Source organism: Rhizobium sp. CG5 (genome assembly GCF_023701945.1).
GTDB lineage: Bacteria > Pseudomonadota > Alphaproteobacteria > Rhizobiales > Rhizobiaceae > Allorhizobium.
Genome location: NZ_JABAEF010000003.1, coordinates 114,171 through 129,689, shown reverse-complemented (window position 1 = coordinate 129,689; position 15,519 = coordinate 114,171). Strand labels below are relative to the sequence as shown.

Here is a 15,519-nt window from a genome sequence, read left to right as displayed (position 1 = left end):
TGATTTCAGGCTCTTTTAATCGACCCCGATCCGGGGACTGTCTGTTGCGCCTCGTGAAGAAACGGGGGCGATATGACTGCCAGCCATAACAAACCGGAAGCCATCGCACGCGGCGCGCGGATGCTGCGCACGGCGCTCGGCCCCGCCATCGCCCGGTTTCTGGAAGACCCCGCCGTCGTCGAAGTCATGTTGAACCCGGATGGCCGTATCTGGGTGGATCGGCTGTCGGAAGGTCTGGCCGATACGGGCGAGATGCTGTCCGCCGCCGATGGCGAACGTATCGTACGCTTGGTCGCCCATCATGTCGGCGCGGAAGTTCATGTCCGTGCGCCCCGCGTCTCGGCCGAACTGCCTGAGAGCGGCGAACGGTTCGAGGGGCTGTTGCCGCCTGTCGTCGCCGCGCCAGCCTTCGCCATCCGCAAGCCCGCCGTCGCTGTCTTCACGCTCGACGACTATGTAGCCGCCGGCATCATGACCGCCGGTCAGGCCGCGACGCTGCGCGCCGCCGTGGCAGCCCGCGCCAACATCCTTGTCGCCGGCGGCACCTCGTCCGGCAAGACCACGCTGACCAATGCGCTGCTGGCCGAGGTAGCGAAGACACAGGATCGCGTCGTCATTATCGAAGACACGCGCGAGCTGCAATGCGCCGCCCCGAACCTTGTCGCCATGCGGACCAAGGATGGCGTCGCCACGCTCTCCGATCTCGTCCGTTCGTCGCTGCGCTTACGGCCCGACCGTATTCCCATCGGCGAGGTGCGCGGCTCCGAAGCCCTCGATCTTCTCAAAGCCTGGGGCACCGGACACCCCGGCGGCATCGGCACCATCCACGCCGGAACCGGCATCGGCGCACTGCGCCGCCTCGAACAGCTCATCCAAGAGGCTGTCGTCACCGTCCCGCGCGCGCTGATCGCCGAGACAATCGACCTCGTTGCCGTCCTGTCCGGCCGCGGCTCCGCGCGCCGGCTCGCCGAACTCGCCCGCGTCGAAGGGCTCGGCTCCGACTGCGACTACCGCATCACCCAAGCCACCCCCACCACAGGAGAACCCACATGATCCGCACCGCTATCCGCGTGCGTCGCATGATCGCGACGGCCGCCACCTTCACCTACGTCAATCTCGTCCTCGTCCCGGCCGCCCATGCCTCCGGCTCGTCCATGCCGTGGGAAGCGCCGCTTCAGAAAATCCTCCAGTCGATCGAGGGGCCGGTCGCCAAGATAGTCGCCGTCATCATCATCATCGCGACGGGTCTGGCACTGGCCTTCGGCGACACGTCGGGCGGCTTCCGCAAGCTGATCCAGATCGTCTTCGGCCTGTCGATTGCCTTCGCGGCCAGCTCGTTCTTCCTGAGCTTCTTCAGCTTCGGCGGCGGGGCGCTCGTCTGATGGCGATGGCCTTCGAGCAACTCGACGTGCCGGGCTTCACTGTGCCGGTCCACCGGGCGCTAACCGAGCATATTCTGCTCGGCGGCGCACCGCGTTCCATCGCGATCCTAAACGGGACGCTCGCCGGGGCCGTGGGCCTCGGCCTACGCCTCTGGCTGGTCGGCCTCCTCATCTGGGCTGTCGGCCACTTCGCGGCAGTATGGGCCGCCAAGCGCGATCCGCTCTTCGTCGAGGTCGGGCGCAGGCACCTGCGCATCCCCGGTCATCTGTCGGTCTGAGGGGCACTGTCATGATGAACCTTGCCGAATATCGCCGCACCGCCAGCCGACTAGCTGATTATCTACCGTGGGTCGCGCTCGTCGCCGAAGGTGTCGTGCTGAACAAAGACGGCAGCTTCCAGCGCACGGCGCGGTTTCGCGGTCCCGATCTGGATTCCGCCGTCGCGGCCGAGCTGGTCGCTGTCGCCGGCCGCATCAACAACGCCTTCCGCCGTCTCGGCTCCGGCTGGAGCATCTTCGTCGAGGCGCAGCGTTCCGAAGCCGCGACCTATCCCGACAGCATATTCCCCGATCCGGCTTCCGGGTTGGTCGATGCCGAACGCAAGGCCGACTTCGAGGAAGCGGGCACGCATTTCGTTTCCGGCTACTTCCTCACCTTCCTCTATCTGCCCCCGGCCGAGGAAGCCGCACGCGCCGAGACATGGCTTTACGAGGGGCGTGAACGCTCCGGCGTTGATCCTCATGAGATCCTGCGCGGCTTCACCGATCGCACCGACCGCGTGCTGGCGCTGCTCGACGGCTTCATGCCCGAATGTGCCTGGCTCGACGACGGCGAGACGCTGACCTATCTACATTCCACCGTCTCGACGAAACGCCATCGCGTCCGCGTGCCGGAAACGCCGCTCTATCTCGATGCGCTGCTCGCCGATCAGTCGCTGACCGGCGGGCTGGAACCGCGTCTTGGCGGCGAACATCTGCGCATCCTCACCGTCATCGGCTTCCCGACCGCGACCACGCCCGGCCTACTCGACGACCTCAACCGGATGGCCTTCCCGTATCGCTGGAGCACGCGCGCGATCCTGCTCGACAAGACCGACGCGACGAGACTGCTGACGAAGATACGCCGCCAGTGGTTCGCCAAGCGCAAGGGCATCGCGGCGATCCTCAAGGAAGTGATGACCAACGAGGCATCCGCCCTCGTGGACACCGACGCCGCGAACAAGGCGCTCGACGCCGACATGGCCTTGCAGGAACTCGGGGCCGACATTGCGGGCATGGCCTATGTCACCGCCACGATCACGGTCTGGGACGCCGATCCGCGTCTCGCTGACGAGAAGTTGCGGCTCGTCGAGAAGGTCATTCAGGGCCGCGATTTCACGGCCATGGTGGAAACCGTCAACGCTGTCGATGCCTGGCTCGGTTCGCTCCCCGGACATGCCTACGCCAACGTCCGCCAGCCGCCGGTCTCGACGCTCAATCTCGCCCACATGATCCCCCTGAGCGCCGTGTGGGCGGGGCCGGAACGGGACGAGCATTTCGGTGCGCCCCCCTTGCTCTATGGCAAGACCGAAGGCTCGACCCCGTTCCGGTTATCCCTGCATGTCGGCGACGTCGGGCACACGCTCGTCGTCGGTCCGACCGGCGCGGGCAAGTCCGTGCTGCTCGCGCTCATGGCCTTGCAGTTCCGGCGCTATGAACGAAGCCAAGTGTTCGCCTTCGACTTCGGCGGTTCAATCCGCGCCGCCGCGCTCGCCATGGGCGGCGACTGGCACGATCTCGGCGGCGGCCTCACCGAAGGTTCAGACACCTCCGTTTCACTTCAGCCGCTCGCCGGCATCCACGACACCTATGAACGTGCCTGGGCCGCTGACTGGATCGTGGCGATCCTGATGCGCGAGGGCATCACGATCACGCCCGAGGCCAAGGAATATATCTGGACAGCGCTGACCTCGCTCGCTTCCGCGCCGGCCGAGGAACGCACCATCACCGGCCTCAGCGTCCTGCTGCAATCGAACGATCTGAAGCAGGCGCTCCGGCCTTATTGCGTCGGCGGGGCCTATGGCCGGCTGCTCGATGCCGAGGCCGAACAGCTTGGCCGCGCGGCCGTGCAGGCATTCGAGATCGAAGGGCTTGTCGGGACCGGGGCGGCTCCGGCCGTCCTGTCCTACCTGTTCCATCGCATCGGCGACCGGCTCGACGGACGCCCGACGCTGCTCATCATCGACGAAGGCTGGTTGGCGCTGGACGATGAAGGCTTCGCCGGCCAACTCCGCGAATGGCTGAAGACGCTGCGCAAGAAAAACGCTTCCGTCATCTTCGCCACGCAGTCGCTCAGCGACATCGACGGCAGCAATATCGCCCCGGCCATCATAGAGAGCTGCCTGACGCGGCTGCTTCTCCCGAACGAACGCGCGATCGAGCCGCAGATCACGGCCATCTATCGCCGCTTCGGGCTCAATGACCGCCAGATCGAAATCCTCGCGCGGGCGACGCCCAAGCGCGACTACTACTGCCAGTCCCGGCGCGGTAATCGCCTGTTCGAGCTGGGCCTGTCCGAAGTCGGCCTCGTGCTCTGCGCTGCGTCCTCCAAATCCGACCAGTCGCTGATCACCAGCCTTGTCGCCGAACACGGCCGCGAAGGCTTTCTCGCGGCGTGGCTCCAGGCCCGCGACGTCGGCTGGGCCGCCGAACTCATCCCGACTTTCTCGTCCCTCATCCCCCAAGCCGAAAAGGAGACTGAATCATGAAGACCGGTAAAATCCGCTCGCGTGCCGCCATTCTGGCCGCGACCATTCTGGCCGCGCCGATCATGCTCTCGCCAATGGTCGCGACGCCCGCGCACGCGATCATCGTCTTCGACCCGTCGAACTATGCGCAGAATGTCCTCACGGCGGCGCGCACGCTGGAGCAGATCACGCATCAGATTACGTCGCTTCAGAATGAAGCGCAGATGCTCATCAATCAGGCGCGCAATCTGGCGAGCCTGCCTTACTCCGCACTCCAGCAGCTTCAGCAGAACGTTCAGAAGACCCAGCAGCTTTTGAGCCAGGCGCAGGGCATCGCCTTCAACGTCCAGCAGATCGACCAGATGTTCCAGCAAAAATATGGGAACGTCTCGATGTCGACCACCGATCAGCAGCTCGTCGCCAATGCCCGCTCGCGCTGGCAGAACACTGTGGGGGGCTTGCAGGACGCGATGCGGGTGCAGGCTGGCGTCGTCGGCAATATCGACACCAACCGCACACAGATGTCGGCGCTTGTCAGCCAGAGCCAGGGCGCGACCGGCGCGCTTCAGGCGACTCAAGCCGGCAACCAGATTCTTGCGCTTCAGTCGCAGCAGCTTTCCGATCTGGTCGCGTTGCTCGCCGCCAATGGCCGGGCGAGCGCACTCACCGAGGCCGAGCGCGCCGCTGCCGCTGAACAGGGTCGCGAACAACGCCGCCGGTTCCTGACGCCGGGCAGCGGCTACACGCCCGGCAACGCGCAGATGTTCAACAGCGGCAAGTGATCGCGAGAGGGTGGGTACGTCATGGACAGCAAGATGCTGGCACGCCTCGGCGCAATCGTGTTCGTCGCCGTAGCCATCACAGCAACGGTGATCGAACTGAACCGCAAGGAGGACGCGCCGGCATCTTCGCCGGTGCGCCTTCACCAACCCGACCGCGACCCGCTGCGCGAAGGTCAACGCCGGTGCCAGCATCTCGGTCAGCAGGCCGCGAACGACACGGACTGCCTGCGCGTCTGGGCCGAGACTCGCGACCGCTTCCTGGGCCGCACGCCCGCGTCGCCTGCGCCGGAAGGACGGTGAACCGTGGGCGGCGCAGGCGTCATCGACAATTTCCTCGGGGTCTTCACCCGCTACATCGACTCCGGTTTCGGGCTTTTGTCCGGTGAGGTCGGTTTCATCGCCACCACGCTCATCGTCATCGACGTGACGCTCGCCGCCCTGTTCTGGTCCTGGGGCGCGGACGACGACATCATGGCGCGGCTCGTCAAGAAGACGCTCTTCGTCGGTGTCTTCGCCTATCTCATCGGCAACTGGAACAACCTCGCGAAGATCGTCTTCGACAGCTTCGCGGGCCTTGGACTCAAAGCAAGCGGCACCGGCTTTTCGACGGCGGACTTAATGCGTCCCGGCAAGGTCGCACAGACCGGCCTCGACGCCGCCCGGCCGCTGCTCGAATCCATTTCCGACCTGATGGGCTGGGTGGCCTTCTTCGAGAACTTCATCCAGATCGCGTGCCTGCTTTTCGCCTGGGCGCTGGTCATCCTCGCTTTCTTCATTCTGGCGATCCAGCTCTTCGTCACGTTGATCGAGTTCAAGTTGGCGACGTTGGCTGGCTTCGTTTTGATCCCCTTCGGCCTGTTCGGCAAAACCGCCTTCATGGCCGAACGTGTGCTCGGCAACGTCATCTCATCCGGCATCAAGGTTCTGGTGCTCGCCGTCATCATCGGCATCGGCTCGACGCTCTTCTCGCAATTCACGCAAGGTTTCGGCGGTCAGACACCAAGCATCGATGACGCGATGGCCGTCGTGCTCGCCGCTTTGTCTCTGCTCGGCCTCGGCATCTTCGGCCCCGGCATCGCTAACGGACTCGTCTCGGGCGGTCCCCAGCTCGGCGCCGGCGCAGCCGTCGGCACCGGCCTTGCGGCGGGCGGCATGGTGCTGGCCGGCGCTGGCGCTGCCGGCCTCGCCGCCAAAGGCGGCGCAGCCACGCTCTCGACGGGTGCGGCCGCCGTGCGTGGCGGCGCGACCGCAGTGGGCGCGGCGTCGGCCGCCTACAGCCTCGGTTCACTCGGCCAATTCGGTGCAACGGGTGTCGCGTCCGGCATGGGCGGCGTCGGGCGTGCGGCGGGCAGCGCGGCTATGTCGCCGCTTCGCCGCGCCGCCGCCAGCGTCAAATCCAGCTTCTCCGATGGCGTCAAATCCGGCCTCGGCGCGACCGGCGGCTCCTCGACCATGGGGACGGTCGGCGGCGCGGCGGAAACCCCGCCTGCATCGGCTCGGCCCGCCGGTGCGACGCCCGGCTGGGCACAGCGAATGCGCCGATCCGGCCACATGGGCCACGCCGTCCAGACAACCGCTCATGCCGTTCGGTCCGGTGACAGCCATAGCTCCGGTTCTTCCGTCAACCTCTCTGAAAGTGACCGCTCATGAACCTCTTCAAGCGACCCGCTGCGCATTACGGCAGAACACCTCAACCTGAAACCCCGTACCAGAAGGCTGCACAGGTCTGGGACGAGCGCATTGGCTCGGCCCGCGTGCAGGCGAGGAACTGGCGCTTTATGGCGTTTGGCTCGCTCTTTCTCTCAGCCGGCTTCGCCACCGCTCTCGTCTGGCAGTCTGCGAGCGGCACCGTCGTCCCTTGGGTGGTGCAGGTCGACAATCTCGGTCAGGCACAGACCGTTGCGCCCGCCACGGCCAATTATCGCCCTACCGATCCGCAGATCGCATGGCATCTAGCCCGTTTCATCGAGCAGGTCCGCTCGATCCCGGCGGACGCGATCATCGTCCGGCAGAACTGGCTTCGCGCCTATGAATGGACCACCGACCGCGGCGCGGGCGCGCTCAACGACTATGCCCGCACCAACGACCCATTCGCCAAGGTAGGCAAGCAGCAGATCGCCGTGGACGTTTCGAGTGTCATCCGAGCGTCGCCCGACAGCTTCCGTGTCGCCTGGACGGAACGGCATTTCGAGAACGGTCAGCTCTCCGGCACGCAGCGGTGGACCGCGATCCTGACCATCGCCGTCCAGCCGCCGCACGACGCCGAACGGCTCAAAGCCAATCCGCTCGGAATCTACGTCAACGCCATCAACTGGTCGCGGGAGATGAGCCAATGACGCCGGCACCCCGCAAATCCGCAATCGCCGCCGTGTTGCTTTCGGCGACCATGCTCGCCGGCTGCGCCTCCACCAAGCCGCCGCAGATCAGCTACGACGCCAGCGTGCCGCCTTTACCGGCCATTCCCGCATCGGTGACGGACGACCGGCCGAGGCCGCTGCATGTCCCTCCGGCCTGGACGGTCGCGCGCGGTGGCCAGACGGCCAGCACGGCGACGGGCCGTGTCGAGAACGCCAATGCGGCTGCGCGTGTGCAGCCGCACCGCGAGGGATATTTCAACGCCATCCAAGTCTATCCATGGTCGGAAGGCGCGCTCTATCAAGTCTATGCCGCCCCCGGCCAGATCACCAACATCGCGCTCGAACCCGGCGAGAGCCTGACTGGCGCCGGCCCGATAGCCGCCGGCGATACCGCCCGCTGGATTATCGGCGACACGGAATCCGGTTCCGGCGCGACCCGCCGCGTGCATGTGCTGGTGAAGCCGACGCGCGCCGACATCACGACCAATCTCGTCATCACCACCGACCGCCGCACCTATATGATCGAGCTACGCGCGGGCGAGAAGCCCTATATGCCCGCTGTCGCGTGGGCCTATCCGCAACCGGCAGGCGGCGGGCGGCAGGCCGTCCCGGCGACGCCGATCATTCCGGCCGTCACAGCGCGCAATTACCGTTACAGCCTGACCAGCAGCAGCAATCCGCCTTGGAAGCCGACCACCGTCTATGACGACGGCCGCCGCGTCTATGTCGAGTTCCCGCGCGGAATCGTGCAGGGCGAGATGCCGCCGATCTTCGTCATCGGCCCCGAGGGCGAAGCGCAGATCGTCAACAGCCGCATCTATCAACACATCCTGATCGTCGATCGCCTGTTCGGTGCAGCGGAGCTGCGCCTTGGCAGCGGCGACCGCCAGCAGATCGTCAGGATTGTTCGCACCGACGGGAGGCCGCAATCATGAGCGAGACCGAAACCAACACCGCCCCGATGCGCCTGCGCGCCGAAGCTCCCCGTGTCACCCGCCTGTCGCGCAAGATGCTTGCCGGCGTCGCGGCCGTCGCCCTGGTCGGGATCGGCGGGGCGCTGATCTATGCCCTTCAGACCCGCGCGCCTGGCGATGGCGGGGAAGAACTCTACTCCACCGCCAATCGGCAGACCGCTGACGGTCTCGCCGGACTGCCACGCGACTATACCGGCCCGATCCTCGGTCCGGCGCTGCCCGGCGATCTCGGACGGCCGATCCTTTCCGCGCAGAACAACGCGCAACCCGTCGTCCCGCCCGTCGTTCCGACACCCGGCGTCGACGAGGCCGAGCAACGCCGCCGCGCCGAGGAAGAAGCCGCCCGCGTCAGCACCGTCTTCTTTCAGTCGCGGCAGGGATCGGCAAACACGACCGGGACGGGAACGACACCCGGTTTCCCCAGTTTCGATCTCGGCGGTCAGACTGGTCAGCCGACCGCGCAGGATCGGCAGCTTGCGTTCCTCAATGCAGCGGCAGACCGGCGTACCGTGACGCCCGATCGCGTCACGCCGCCGCCATCGCCTTTCGTGCTGCAAGCCGGAGCAGTCATCCCGGCCGCGCTCATCACCGGCATCCGTTCCGATCTGCCCGGCCAGATCACCGCGCAGGTTACAGAGAATATCTATGACAGCCCTACAGGCCGCATTCTGCTGGTGCCGCAGGGCACGCGGCTCGTCGGCCAGTATGACAACAGCGTCCAGTTCGGACAGCGTCGCGTGCTGCTCGTCTGGAACCGTCTCATTCTGCCCAACGGCCGCTCCATGGTGCTGGAGCGCCAGCCGGGCGCGGACACGCAGGGCTATGCCGGTCTGGAGGATGGCGTCGATTACCACTGGTGGGATCTCGCCAAGGCCGCAGCTCTCTCGACCCTGCTCGGCGTTGGTGCAGAACTCGCCACCGACGACAATGACCGTCTGATCCGCGCCGTTCGCGACGGCGCCCAGGACACCGTCAATCAGGCCGGTCAGCAGATAGTCCAGCGCCAGTTGCAAGTCGCGCCGACGCTGACCATCCGGCCAGGTTTCCCGGTCAGGGTCATCGTCACGCGCGATCTCGTACTCGAACCCTACAGGAACTGACCATGGCAAAGCTGAAACTCGGTCCTATCGTCGAGGACAAGCCCGTCAAAGTAACGGTGGAACTGCCGGGGCCGCTCCACCGCAATCTGGTCGCCTATGCAGAGGTGCTGGCTCGCGAGAGCAGTCAGCCCGCCGCCGATCCCGTCAAACTCATCGTGCCCATGCTGGAGCGGTTTATCGCCACGGATCGCGCTTTTGCGAAAGCTCGTCGCACAACTAACGGAGCCGAAAGGGGTTAGGCCGCTCGACGATTGGCCCTAACTACATGAAACGCCTCGGCTCCGCAGCTCACTTCTCGTAGCTTTTGATCACGTCGCCGATCAAATTCTGCAGCGATTGAGCCCCGGCGCTGGTGAGAAACCAAGAGTCCGGATCAACGAAGAGCACGCGTCCGTTTTTCCATGCTTTGGTTTCACGCAGCAAAGGGTTCTCCAGGACAGCAGGATCAGCGGACCGATGCTCGATCGCAGCCATGCGGTCTACCACGTAGATAATGTCGGGGTCCGCATCATGGATAAATTCGTTGGAGATCGGCTGCCCATAGGGGCCTGGATCGACATGCAGGCTTGCCGGCTTAACCCCCAACGTGTCGAAGATGAAGCCATAGCGCGACTTCACACCGAAAGTCGTGAACGAGCCGTTGCTGTGCATGATAACGAGAGCCTTCTCAGGACGACCGTTTGTGACCTGCCGGGCCTCTTCGACCTTCCTGTCGATTTCCGCTGACAGTTGCTCTGCCCGCGCTTCAACGCCGAAGACACGTCCCAATGTCCCAAGCTGCTTTTTCACGACCTCGATATAGTTACCACTCTTGTTCATGAAATCGAAGTCGAAATAGATCGTCGGAGCGATCTGCGACAGTTCCTGATAGCTTCGCGCGGTCAGCGGCGAAATCAGTATCAGATCGGGTTTGGCTCGATGAACACGCTCCAGATTGGGCTGAATGGTCGAGCCAAGATCCGCGATATCCGGGTTGTCCGCATATTGCGACAGGAACCGGGGAACATAGTCCTTCGGCATTCCGATGACCGAAATCCCCATTTGGTCGAGCGAGTCGACCACGCTCATATCGAACGACACCACGCGCTTCGGGCGGCTTGCCAGCGTGGCGGTTCCCAGCTCATGCTGTACGATGACCGGCTCCGCTATTGCCGTTGCCGGTGAGTCCTGTTCGCCAGCCGTCACACCGTACAATGTCGCCGCCAGCGTCAAGACTGCTGCGGTCATGCACAAACCGATTTTGTTCTTCCATCTCATGATATCGCTCCTGATGGCTTGAAATAATTGCAAAGCATGGACTGCTCGCCTTTCAGGATCTCGAATTCGAGATCGTAGAGATCACGTAGATTTTTCTCGGTGATAACCTCTGACGGCGGCCCAGAGAACCGCACCGAACCGTGCTTCATGGCTACGATGTGGTCGGAGTAGTTGGCGGCAAAATTGATGTCGTGGACCACCATGATCGCGGTTCGCCCCTGTTCATCGCACAAACGACGCAAGGCCCTCATGATCTGGACGGCGTGCTTCATATCGAGATTGTTGAGAGGCTCGTCGAGAAGCAGGTAGTCGGTTTCCTGCGCGATGGTCATGGCGAGGAACGCCAACTGTCGCTGGCCGCCGCTGAGTTCATCGATGTAGGACTTGCGCAGCCGGTCGAGCGAGAGGAATTCCAGCGCCTGCTCGATCTGAGCGCGATCCTTGTCGTTAAGCGCACCCTTGCTGTAGGGGAAGCGCCCGAAAGCGACGAGTTCCTCAACAGTCAGTCGAAGATTGAAGATCGGCGACTGTCGCAGCGTCGCGATCTTCTGCGCGTAATCGCTCAGGCGAAAGTCTGTAATCGGCTTGTCTTCAATCAGGATCTCGCCGCGCGTTGGCAGGTGCAGTCTGGCGATGAGCATCAGCAACGTGCTCTTGCCCGCGCCGTTCGGTCCGATAAGTGATGTCAGACGCCGTGACGGAAAGGTCGCGCTTATGTCGGAGAGCACCAGGCTCGAGCTATAGGCTTTGTCGAGATTGCGGACGCTGATCATGCAGCACCTCGCGTCCGGATCATGAGCATCAGGAAGTAGATGCCGCAGACCAGATTGACGAGGATGCTCACGGTCGTCTTGTAGTTGAAGACATGCTCGACGAGGAATTGCGCGACGATGAACACGCAGATCGCCGTAGCGCAGGCGGCCGACAAGGTTATGTGTGGGCGGGTCGCACGCGTGATGGAGTAGGTAATGTTAGCCACGAAGACACCCATGAAGGCCGTTGGCCCGATCAGGCTGGTTGAAACGGCCACCAGGGCGGCGATCAGCGCGAGATAGAGGCGCACGTATTGTCGGTGATTGATCCCGAGAGAAATCGCCTGATCGCGGCCGAGCGATAGCACGTCGAGATAGGAGAGCGTCCTGAGTACGACCGCCACACTGGCCACGACCAGGACGACGGAATAGGCGATCTGTACGGATTGCGCCCTGTTGAACGAAACGATGCTCGCGCCCTGGAGAACGGCAAAATCGCTGGGACTCAATTTGATCGCGATGAACTGCGCGAAGGTCCCGAACAGCATCGTCAGAATCAAACCCGTCAGCAGCAGGAAGTAGACGTTGCGCTTGCCATCCCGGAACAGCCACTGATGGAGCACCCAGGAATAGGCCAGCATCAACAGCACGGAGAGGAAGAAGTATCCCGTGCTGTTGAGCGCGACAAAGCGATGCCCGCCCAACAGCAACGTCAACAGCGATTGAAACAGCAGGTAAACTGCCTCGTAGCCCATGATCGCTGGCGTCAGAATACGGTTGCCCGCGATGATCTGGAATACCACCGCGGAGAAGGCCACGCAGACGCCGCCGATCATCATCGCCGCCAAACGGTCGAGCCGTTTGGGAATGATGTATTCGAAATCGAGTTCCGACCTGAAGAGCAGGAAGGCAGCCACCAAAACGATGAGAAGGAGCGGCAGCCAAAGCCGAGATCTGGCGCGCATAATCATCGGTTCTTCCAGATGATCAGCGCGAGGAACAGCATGCCGCCAAAGCCACCGGCTGTTACTCCGATCGGGATCTCAAACGGGTAGATCAGGAGGCGCCCCACAATATCGCAGGCGAGCAGCAGACAGGCCCCGGACAGCGCTATCAGCGGCAGCGTGTTCCGCAGGTTCTCGCCACAGCGCAGCGCTACCAGATTGGGGATGACCAGACCCACGAAGGGTATGGCGCCCACAGCAATAACAGATGCGGAGACGGTGACGGCGACCAGTATCAGGCCGATGGCTGCCGTCGCGGCATAGCCGAGGCCGAGACTGGTGGCGATGCTATCCCCCATCCCCAGAACCGTGAACCGATGCGCAAGCAGATATGCGACGGCAACGACCGGGACGATGAGATAGAGAATCTCGTAGTTTCCCTCGATGACCTTAGAGAAATCTCCGATCAGCCACCCCTGCATGCTTTGAACGAGGTTCTTGCTGTAGGCATAGAGTTCCGCGATGCCGCTCAGCACGCTGCCGTACATCAGGCCAACGACAGGGACGAGAACGGTATTGTTCATGCCGATCCGCCGAATGATCGCGACAAAGATGAGGTTTGCCGCACAGCAAAACGCCAGGGCAAAAAGCATCTTGCCTGTCGGCCCCGCGCCGGGCGCAAATATCAGCGCAGTCAGGATTCCGAGCCTGGCCGCATCCAACCCGCCGGATGTCGCGGGTTCGACGAATTTGTTCTGAACGATATGCTGCAAAATCACGCCGCAGATCGACAGGCCGACCCCTGTCGTCACGAGGGCAGCAAAGCGCGGAAGACGGCTTGCCGTGAGCATCAGCAAGGCATCGTCTGATCGCCCCGCAATTTGTTCCCAGGACAATTGCTTGGCACCGATGAACAGCGACGCCACGCTCAGCAAGACGAACAGGGTTAGAAGGTGTGCACCGAACCTCGTTCCCATCGATCAGTATTTGTAACTCAGAGACGCAAATACGGATCTGCCCGCCCCATAAGAGCCCTGATTGTAGAAGCCGATCTGGCTGTAGTATTTCTCGTCGAAGAGATTGCTGACATTCACCTGGGCTTGCAGATTGGACGTGATGTTGTAGCGAGCGAACAAGTCGACCAGCGCATAAGCATCCTGGCCAACACGCTCCACGCCCAACGGCCCCGTGGCGTCCTGATAGGTCTTGCTCTGCCATCTCACGCCGCCACCGACTACCAATTTGTCGTCGAGGATTGGCGGGGTGTAGGCGGTGAACAGCTTTAGCGTGGAGCGTGGAACATCAGTGTTGATCGACGTCCCATCTGGGCCTTCCAGAGAATAGTGCGCGAATCCTGCGCCGACGTTCCAGCGGTCGGTGACGGCGCCGTTCACCTCGACTTCGAAACCAGTGCTCACCGTCCCCGAAGCGGCGAGATAGGCCTGCTGAGTGGTTCCGGGCACCATGTTTGAGCCGTCCACCACAGCAACATTATCCTGCTCTGTCCGGAACACCGCCAGAGAGGCGTTCAGCCGACCGTCAAGGTAGGAAGCTTTGATGCCCGCCTCGTAGTTTACCCCTTCCAGTGGCGCGAGGTAAGCGCCGCTACTGTCCTTGTAGGTCTGTGGATTAAACACGCCGGTGTAGCTGGCGTAGATGGAGTAAGTGTCTGTCAGGTCATAGACGGCGCCGAGATAGGGGATGAACTTGTGCTCTTCCGCGCTGTTCGCGCCCGTCGTCCGCCAATCTGCGAAACGGCCGCCGAGTAGTACCTTGAACTGATCCGTTATGTTCAGCTTGGCGGTGGCGTAGAGGCCCTTCTGATAGACCGTATTCGTACCCTGGTCATTTAAAGGCCCCCAGTTCGGCTCTGGCACGGAACCGTTGAAGGTGAAGGCATTATCGATCGCGAACATTGCGAAATTCGTGCCCTTCGTGTGCTCTTGCTGGCGACTTGCGCTCGCGCCGAAGACAAGCTCGTGCTGGCGGCCAAATAGCTCGAATGGTCCGCTAACGTAGGCGTCAACGGAATCGACCTTGCGATTCATGATGTACCAGTTGGCAAGGCCAAAAGTGCCTGCCCCGGTGGCCGGGTTTGGCCAGCCTTGAATGCCGCCGAGCTTCGCATTCGATTCTGTTTCGGCGTGAGCGCCGACCACTCGTGCTGTCCAACCGCTATCGAACTTGTGCTCAAGGCTGGCGAATGCGCGATGGTTCGTCGTGTCCCAATAGGACCAGGCCGGAGCAGGATTGAAGGAGCGTGACCAATCGAGCCGCTGGCCGGCGGAATTCCAGAGAGGGAAGCCACCCCAGGTTACGCCGTTGGGACGCGCTTCCTGATAATCGTAGCCAAAGCTCAACAGTGTGTTTGGACCAAGGTCCGCATCGATTACACCGTAAAACAGCTTTTTCTCGTTGCTATACCTGTCTAGCTGCGACTCCGTGTCCTGTAGGGTGGTCACGATCCGCCCCCTGACAGAGCCGTCCTTCGTCAGCGGCGTACTGATATCGGCCGTGCCTCGCCAATTGTTCCACGTTCCGCCGCCGCCGGTGATCGTTGCGGTGAAGACATCGCTAGTCGCGTGCTTTCGAACAAAATTCACTGCTGCCGACGGATCGCCAGCGCCGGTCAGCAGCCCGTTGGCCCCGCGAATGACTTCCACCCGTTCATATATCGAGGAATCAAGGTTTGTATCGATGTAGGTTCCGGTGGCGTCGATCGTCGTCGGAATCCCATCGAACATGAAATTGCCGACGCGGAAACCGCGCGACCAGTACGTGGTGCGCTCGCTGTCGTAGGTGCTCTGCGAAATCCCAGTGCTGTTGTTCAGGACGTCTCCGATCGTCTGGAGATTCTGATCCTTTATGCGTTCCTGGGTGATGACCGTGACGGACTGAGGCGTTTCCTTCAGCTCGAGATTGAGCTTGGTGGCCGTGGATGACGATTGCACCGTGTAGTCAGAACTATCTCCGTTGCCAGTTACTACGATGGGGTCAAGCACTGTCACGTTGGAGTCGGAGAGCTGTGGCTCCTGCGCAAATGCAGCGAACGCATGCAGCGATCCTGACAGCGCAGTGCCCAGACCCAGGAGGCGAGCGAAGCGCCATGCATGACGGGTACGGCGGCCGCTTTTGGAAGGGGCGTTCGTTCTGGAGCAAGAGCCCGTACTCTGAGAAGCAACGGCAGTTGACTTTGTAGACGATGCGTTCTTTAGAATGATTTGAGTATTCAAACTTGCCCCCTGA

16 protein-coding genes are annotated in these 15,519 nt (G+C 62.7%); 11 read left to right on the top strand and 5 right to left on the bottom strand.

The genetic code is table 11. From position 1 onward, the window contains the following. Nucleotides 1-72 precede the first annotated feature (72 nt). From trbB to HGO38_RS06445, 11 genes are read left to right on the top strand one after another with little or no spacing between them, the layout of a single operon-like run. On the top strand, nucleotides 73-1,053 hold the full coding sequence (gene trbB / locus HGO38_RS06495; RefSeq protein WP_234625091.1) for a P-type conjugative transfer ATPase TrbB: 981 nt from the start codon (nucleotides 73-75) through the stop codon (nucleotides 1,051-1,053). Continuing rightward, nucleotides 1,050-1,382 carry a TrbC/VirB2 family type IV secretion system protein gene (locus tag HGO38_RS06490; protein WP_234625090.1) on the top strand — a complete coding sequence of 111 codons (333 nt, stop codon included), beginning with the start codon at nucleotides 1,050-1,052 and terminating at the stop codon, nucleotides 1,380-1,382. The genes trbB and HGO38_RS06490 overlap by 4 nt, the downstream gene beginning before the upstream one ends. Continuing rightward, nucleotides 1,382-1,660: a VirB3 family type IV secretion system protein gene (locus HGO38_RS06485; protein WP_234625089.1), complete on the top strand. Its 279-nt coding sequence runs from the start codon at nucleotides 1,382-1,384 to the stop codon at nucleotides 1,658-1,660. The genes HGO38_RS06490 and HGO38_RS06485 overlap by 1 nt, the downstream gene beginning before the upstream one ends. 11 nt (nucleotides 1,661-1,671) lie before the next feature. Next, complete coding sequence (gene trbE, locus HGO38_RS06480) at nucleotides 1,672-4,128, top strand: conjugal transfer protein TrbE (protein WP_234625088.1); 2,457 nt, start codon at nucleotides 1,672-1,674, stop codon at nucleotides 4,126-4,128. Next, entirely contained in the window at nucleotides 4,125-4,889 is a 765-nt protein-coding gene (gene trbJ, locus HGO38_RS06475) for a P-type conjugative transfer protein TrbJ (protein ID WP_234625087.1), read from the top strand. The genes trbE and trbJ overlap by 4 nt, the downstream gene beginning before the upstream one ends. A 21-nt stretch (nucleotides 4,890-4,910) precedes the next feature. Further along, on the top strand, nucleotides 4,911-5,189 hold the full coding sequence (gene trbK-alt, locus HGO38_RS06470) for a putative entry exclusion protein TrbK-alt (RefSeq protein WP_234625086.1): 279 nt from the start codon (nucleotides 4,911-4,913) through the stop codon (nucleotides 5,187-5,189). Nucleotides 5,190-5,192: 3 nt separating this feature from the next. Further along, on the top strand, nucleotides 5,193-6,539 hold the full coding sequence (trbL, locus tag HGO38_RS06465; protein WP_234625085.1) for a P-type conjugative transfer protein TrbL: 1,347 nt from the start codon (nucleotides 5,193-5,195) through the stop codon (nucleotides 6,537-6,539). Then, entirely contained in the window at nucleotides 6,536-7,225 is a 690-nt protein-coding gene (trbF, locus tag HGO38_RS06460; protein ID WP_234625084.1) for a conjugal transfer protein TrbF, read from the top strand. Before trbL ends, trbF begins: the two co-directional genes overlap by 4 nt. After that, nucleotides 7,222-8,181 (top strand): P-type conjugative transfer protein TrbG, encoded by a 960-nt coding sequence (gene trbG / locus HGO38_RS06455; RefSeq protein WP_234625083.1) that lies wholly within the window; start codon nucleotides 7,222-7,224, stop codon nucleotides 8,179-8,181. The genes trbF and trbG overlap by 4 nt, the downstream gene beginning before the upstream one ends. Next, nucleotides 8,178-9,320 carry a TraB/TrbI/VirB10 family type IV secretion system protein gene (locus HGO38_RS06450; protein WP_234625082.1) on the top strand — a complete coding sequence of 381 codons (1,143 nt, stop codon included), beginning with the start codon at nucleotides 8,178-8,180 and terminating at the stop codon, nucleotides 9,318-9,320. The genes trbG and HGO38_RS06450 overlap by 4 nt, the downstream gene beginning before the upstream one ends. Before the next feature lie 2 nt (nucleotides 9,321-9,322). After that, nucleotides 9,323-9,559, top strand: coding sequence for a DUF2274 domain-containing protein (locus HGO38_RS06445; RefSeq protein ID WP_234625081.1), 237 nt, complete (start codon nucleotides 9,323-9,325; stop codon nucleotides 9,557-9,559). Nucleotides 9,560-9,608: 49 nt separating this feature from the next. Here the strand turns inward: HGO38_RS06445 and HGO38_RS06440 are convergent, their stop codons facing one another. From HGO38_RS06440 to fhuE, 5 genes are read right to left on the bottom strand one after another with little or no spacing between them, the layout of a single operon-like run. Continuing rightward, nucleotides 9,609-10,577 carry a siderophore ABC transporter substrate-binding protein gene (locus tag HGO38_RS06440; RefSeq protein WP_250955110.1) on the bottom strand — a complete coding sequence of 323 codons (969 nt, stop codon included), beginning with the start codon at nucleotides 10,575-10,577 and terminating at the stop codon, nucleotides 9,609-9,611. Then, on the bottom strand, nucleotides 10,574-11,350 hold the full coding sequence (locus HGO38_RS06435; RefSeq protein WP_234625079.1) for an iron ABC transporter ATP-binding protein: 777 nt from the start codon (nucleotides 11,348-11,350) through the stop codon (nucleotides 10,574-10,576). The genes HGO38_RS06440 and HGO38_RS06435 overlap by 4 nt, the downstream gene beginning before the upstream one ends. Then, nucleotides 11,347-12,300 carry an iron chelate uptake ABC transporter family permease subunit gene (locus tag HGO38_RS06430; RefSeq protein ID WP_272492754.1) on the bottom strand — a complete coding sequence of 318 codons (954 nt, stop codon included), beginning with the start codon at nucleotides 12,298-12,300 and terminating at the stop codon, nucleotides 11,347-11,349. Before HGO38_RS06430 ends, HGO38_RS06435 begins: the two co-directional genes overlap by 4 nt. Beyond that, nucleotides 12,297-13,250, bottom strand: coding sequence for an ABC transporter permease (locus HGO38_RS06425; RefSeq protein ID WP_234625078.1), 954 nt, complete (start codon nucleotides 13,248-13,250; stop codon nucleotides 12,297-12,299). The genes HGO38_RS06430 and HGO38_RS06425 overlap by 4 nt, the downstream gene beginning before the upstream one ends. A 3-nt stretch (nucleotides 13,251-13,253) precedes the next feature. After that, nucleotides 13,254-15,506, bottom strand: a complete 2,253-nt coding sequence (gene fhuE / locus HGO38_RS06420; RefSeq protein WP_234625077.1) for a ferric-rhodotorulic acid/ferric-coprogen receptor FhuE — start codon at nucleotides 15,504-15,506, stop codon at nucleotides 13,254-13,256. Between the last annotated feature and the right edge of the window lie 13 nt (nucleotides 15,507-15,519).

What these genes read in the sequence shown, in the direction of transcription:
- trbG (WP_234625083.1), top strand. Translation starts at nt 7,222, where the DNA reads ATGACGCCGGCACCCCGCAAATCCGCAATCGCCGCCGTGTTGCTTTCG.
- trbK-alt (WP_234625086.1), top strand. Translation starts at nt 4,911, where the DNA reads ATGGACAGCAAGATGCTGGCACGCCTCGGCGCAATCGTGTTCGTCGCC.
- HGO38_RS06430 (WP_272492754.1), bottom strand. Translation starts at nt 12,300, where the DNA reads ATGATTATGCGCGCCAGATCTCGGCTTTGGCTGCCGCTCCTTCTCATC.
- HGO38_RS06445 (WP_234625081.1), top strand. Translation starts at nt 9,323, where the DNA reads ATGGCAAAGCTGAAACTCGGTCCTATCGTCGAGGACAAGCCCGTCAAA.
- HGO38_RS06435 (WP_234625079.1), bottom strand. Translation starts at nt 11,350, where the DNA reads ATGATCAGCGTCCGCAATCTCGACAAAGCCTATAGCTCGAGCCTGGTG.
- HGO38_RS06425 (WP_234625078.1), bottom strand. Translation starts at nt 13,250, where the DNA reads ATGGGAACGAGGTTCGGTGCACACCTTCTAACCCTGTTCGTCTTGCTG.
- trbB (WP_234625091.1), top strand. Translation starts at nt 73, where the DNA reads ATGACTGCCAGCCATAACAAACCGGAAGCCATCGCACGCGGCGCGCGG.
- trbF (WP_234625084.1), top strand. Translation starts at nt 6,536, where the DNA reads ATGAACCTCTTCAAGCGACCCGCTGCGCATTACGGCAGAACACCTCAA.
- trbE (WP_234625088.1), top strand. Translation starts at nt 1,672, where the DNA reads ATGATGAACCTTGCCGAATATCGCCGCACCGCCAGCCGACTAGCTGAT.
- HGO38_RS06440 (WP_250955110.1), bottom strand. Translation starts at nt 10,577, where the DNA reads ATGAGATGGAAGAACAAAATCGGTTTGTGCATGACCGCAGCAGTCTTG.
- trbJ (WP_234625087.1), top strand. Translation starts at nt 4,125, where the DNA reads ATGAAGACCGGTAAAATCCGCTCGCGTGCCGCCATTCTGGCCGCGACC.
- HGO38_RS06450 (WP_234625082.1), top strand. Translation starts at nt 8,178, where the DNA reads ATGAGCGAGACCGAAACCAACACCGCCCCGATGCGCCTGCGCGCCGAA.
- HGO38_RS06490 (WP_234625090.1), top strand. Translation starts at nt 1,050, where the DNA reads ATGATCCGCACCGCTATCCGCGTGCGTCGCATGATCGCGACGGCCGCC.
- HGO38_RS06485 (WP_234625089.1), top strand. Translation starts at nt 1,382, where the DNA reads ATGGCGATGGCCTTCGAGCAACTCGACGTGCCGGGCTTCACTGTGCCG.